We start from the raw sequence: 3,852 nt of genomic DNA on the forward strand, positions 1-3,852 counted from the left end.
GTCCTAGACCCGTAACAACAACACGACGCATGATGTGCCCCCTTTTTATCTGTCTCTTGCCTGCTCTTAGCGCTTCTTGGGGGCAAGGGGCAAGAGCGGGCTTGCAGAGGACGGGCCGCGCGCCGGGCACAGCGCAGAAAAAAACGGCCCGCTGTGCAGCGAGCCGTTTCAACAGGGTCAAGCTGGCCTTGGGCCTGCGAGATTATGCTGCTTCTTTGATGAACTTAACAGCGTCGCCAAAGGTCTGGATTGTTTCGGCTGCGTCATCAGGGATTTCGATCCCGAATTCTTCTTCAAACGCCATGACCAGCTCGACTGTGTCGAGGCTGTCTGCGCCCAGATCGTCGATGAAAGATGCATTTTCAACAACTTTGTCTTCTTCTACACCAAGGTGCTCGACAACGATTTTCTTTACACGGTCTGCGACGTCGCTCATGTGTTTATCCTCATAACAATGGGCTTTTTTGCCCGGGTTTTGCCCATGCCCCAAGGGGCAGGCGGTTGAAGTGCCCTAGGGGCGGTTCGTCTCCCGCTTGGGAGGGCCTGAATGCTCGCGAAACGGCGAATATCCAGAAATCTCGGTGGCCTATAGCACACGCCAAGGCTTTGGCAAATGCTTTGTCCAAATTAGCGCGCGCTCTTGGCTTTGCAAGCGCAAGAGCGACATCACCGCTTAGAGCATCGCCATTCCGCCGTTCACGTGCAGCGTTGCGCCTGTGACATAGGCGGCTTCGGGGCTGGCAAGGTAGAGCACCGCCGCCGCGATCTCTTCGGGCTGGCCCATCCGCGCGGCGGGAATCTGCACATTGATTTTTTCTTTTTGCTCCTCGGTGAGCTTGTCTGTCATCGCTGTGGCGATAAACCCCGGAGCAATCGCATTGGCTGTGATGCCACGGCTGGCGACTTCATAGGCGATCGATTTGGTCATGCCGACCATGCCCGCTTTGGAGGCGGCGTAATTGGCTTGGCCCGGGTTGCCCGTGGCGCCGACAATCGAGCTGATGTTGATGATGCGGCCCCAGCGGGCTTTCATCATCGGGCGCATGACACCGCGGCACAGGCGCATGGTCGAGGTCAGGTTGACATCAAGCACGCTTTGCCACTCCTCATCAGACATCCGCATGAAAAGCTGGTCGCGGGTGATGCCTGCGTTGTTCACGAGGATATCGAGCGCGCCCATGGCCTCGATCGCCTGTTTGGGCAGCGCATCAACGGCGGCGGCGTCAGACAGGTTGCAAGGCAGCACATGGGCGCGCTCGCCAAGCTCTGCGGCCAGCGCCTTGAGCGGCTCTTCACGGGTGCCCGAAAGAGCGACTGTCGCCCCTGCCCCGTGCAGCGCCTTGGCAATGGCTCCGCCGATTCCGCCTGACGCACCTGTCACAAGCGCGCATTTTCCTGTCAGATCAAACATAGTCTCTTTCCTTTCCGGCGTGCGCAAATTTTGTCAGCAAAATTTGGCACGAAAATTTGAATTTTCGGGGCCTGCTTCAGCCCTTCAAGGCCTCAAGCGCGCCTGCAATGTCTTCTGGCGTGCCGATGTTGCGGCAGGTGATCTCTTTGTTGATGCGGCGCACCATGCCCGAGAGCGCTTTGCCAGCGCCGATTTCCCAGATGTCGCTGATGCCTTGGGCCGCGCCCATATAGAGCACGCTTTCGCGCCAGCGCACCGAGCCTGTGACCTGCTCCACGAGGAGCGCACGGATCATCACAGGGTCTGTCACCGCCTCGGCGCTCACATTGGCCACAAGCGGCACAGCCGGCGCTTTGATCTCAACGTTTGCGAGCGCTTCGGCCATCACATCGGCGGCAGGGGCCATCAGGGCGCAGTGAAACGGCGCGCTGACGGGCAAGAGCATGGCGCGTTTGGCGCCTGCGGCTTTGGCCAGCTCGACGGCGCGCTCAACCGCAGCTTTATGTCCAGACACAACCACTTGGCTTGGGTCATTGTCATTGGCGGCTTGGCAGACATCGCCCTGTTCCCCGCCCTGAGCGGCCTCTGCGGCGACGCTTTGGGCTGTGGCAAAATCAAGCCCGAGAAGCGCTGCCATCGCGCCGACGCCCACAGGCACGGCCTCTTGCATGGCCTTGCCACGGATGCGCAGAAGGCGCGCCGTATCGGCCACGGAAAGCGCGCCAGATGCGGCCAGAGCGGAATATTCGCCAAGGGAGTGGCCTGCCACAAGCTTGGCATCGGTGATCTTTACACCTTCGGCCTCAAGCGCGCGCAGGGCGGCGAGAGATGTCGCCATCAAGGCAGGTTGGGCATTTTGCGTGAGCGTGAGCGCTTCTATCTCGCCCTCCCAGATCAACCTGCTGAGCTTTTCGCCCAAGGCCTCGTCGACTTCATCAAAGACGGCCTTTGCCGCCGGATAGGCTTCGGCCAGAGCGCGGCCCATGCCTATGGTTTGGGCGCCCTGCCCTGGAAATACGAATGCGCGGCTCATCTTGCCCCCCTCAATGTTGTTCAAAGCAATTAGCCCGAAGCGAGGCGCGCCCGCAACGAAAAAGGCCAACGCGCGTGGCACTGGCCTATTAGAACGATTGAATCGCCTGACGTCTGCAAGGGCTTAAGAGGGCCTTAAGCTGTGCGCGCAAAACTCGGGCCAAGGGCAGCGCGCAGGGCGTCCAGCGCCTCGACTTCTGCCCCAAGCGGCAGTTCGACCACTCTGCGGCCGTGATGATCGCGGGCAATAAAGACGCCATCGCGCACATCCACTTCGCTCAACTGGTCATAGCTATAGGTGGTTTTTTTGGAGATGCGGCCAAAATCATTGCGCTCGATCACATCAAGGCGCTCGGCGCGCGGATCAAGCGTCACTTCGGGATAGCTGCGGCGCATCGGGGCAATCAGGGCCAGCCCTGTCAGAGCGGCTGAAATCGTTAAAAACAGCTTCATCAGCTGTGCGCTCTGGTTCCATGTGGATCCGGGCACGGCCCAGAGGCCCACGGCCGCCACCAAGAGAACCGCGCCAGCAAAGACATGAAAGAGCCGCAAGGGCGGGAGCGCCTGCAGGGCGTGGGCTTCGCCCGAAACCATACCACCTTGAGGCAGGGTTGCTGACATCGCCTGAACCTGTGTATGGGGCTGCGCTTGAGCCAGTGCTTGAGCCTGTGTCTGGTGGTGAGAAAGGGCTTGGTGCAGTGTCATCTAGGGTCTCCCGATCAGGCCCGTTCTGGGCTGTGACATCTTCTTTTGAGAGACTGTGGTTCTGTGATCGGGCAAAACAGCGGAGCCGAAGCGGCAATATCTGGGCAATTCTTAACAGATTGCGCCAAGATTGCGGCAGCAGCCACCCGCGCCCCCGAAAAGCTTGGCGACAGAGGGGATTGAGGCTTGCGACTATGGGGAAATCGGGGTAAGCGCACTGGTCTTCTGTATAAAAGTGAACCGCGCAGCTCTCGTGGATGGGTCGCAGAAGGCGCATATGACCCTCCTATGAAATGCGCACAGAAAAGGAAAAGCAAGATGCCGCTCTATGAGCACGTTTTCATCATGCGTCAGGACTTGTCCAACACGCAAGCCGAAGGCCTCGTCGAACATTTTAGCGCCGTCCTCGCGGACAACGGTGGTTCAGTTTCAGAAACTGAATACTGGGGCGTTAAAACAATGGCCTATAAAATCAATAAGAATCGCAAGGGCCATTACGCCTACCTGCGCACCGACGCCCCTGCGACGGCTGTTCAGGAAATGGAACGCCTCATGCGCCTGCATGATGACGTGATGCGCATCCTGACCATCAAGGTTGATGCCCACGAAGAAGGCCCTTCGGCTCAAATGCAAAAACGCGAAGAGCGCCGCGAGCGCCGCTAACCTTAAGAAAGGACACTAAACCATGGCTACGAAACCATTTT

At 59.0% G+C, this 3,852-nt stretch carries 5 protein-coding genes; 1 reads left to right on the plus strand and 4 read right to left on the minus strand.

What is annotated here, in order from left to right; all coding sequences use genetic code 11:
* Positions 1-202: 202 nt before the first annotated feature.
* The 4 genes from ACTF58_RS01180 to ACTF58_RS01195 all read right to left on the minus strand — a co-directional run bounded on the left by ACTF58_RS01180 (position 203) and on the right by ACTF58_RS01195 (position 3,148).
* Positions 203-436 (minus strand): acyl carrier protein, encoded by a 234-nt coding sequence (locus ACTF58_RS01180; RefSeq protein ID WP_089890617.1) that lies wholly within the window; start codon positions 434-436, stop codon positions 203-205.
* A gap of 237 nt (positions 437-673) precedes the next feature.
* Positions 674-1,411: a 3-oxoacyl-ACP reductase FabG gene (fabG, locus tag ACTF58_RS01185; protein WP_438990126.1), complete on the minus strand. Its 738-nt coding sequence runs from the start codon at positions 1,409-1,411 to the stop codon at positions 674-676.
* Between the two features lie 76 nt (positions 1,412-1,487).
* Entirely contained in the window at positions 1,488-2,444 is a 957-nt protein-coding gene (gene fabD, locus ACTF58_RS01190) for an ACP S-malonyltransferase (RefSeq protein WP_438990127.1), read from the minus strand.
* Positions 2,445-2,578: 134 nt separating this feature from the next.
* On the minus strand, positions 2,579-3,148 hold the full coding sequence (locus tag ACTF58_RS01195; protein ID WP_438990128.1) for a hypothetical protein: 570 nt from the start codon (positions 3,146-3,148) through the stop codon (positions 2,579-2,581).
* Between the two features lie 318 nt (positions 3,149-3,466).
* On the opposite strand from ACTF58_RS01195, the gene rpsF reads away from it, so the two are divergent.
* The gene (gene rpsF / locus ACTF58_RS01200; RefSeq protein WP_300293783.1) at positions 3,467-3,811 is read left to right on the plus strand and encodes a 30S ribosomal protein S6; all 345 of its coding nucleotides are present in this window, start codon (positions 3,467-3,469) and stop codon (positions 3,809-3,811) included.
* Positions 3,812-3,852 lie beyond the last annotated feature (41 nt).

Origin of the sequence: Lentibacter sp. (genome assembly GCF_965657785.1) — a bacterium.
GTDB lineage: Bacteria > Pseudomonadota > Alphaproteobacteria > Rhodobacterales > Rhodobacteraceae > Lentibacter.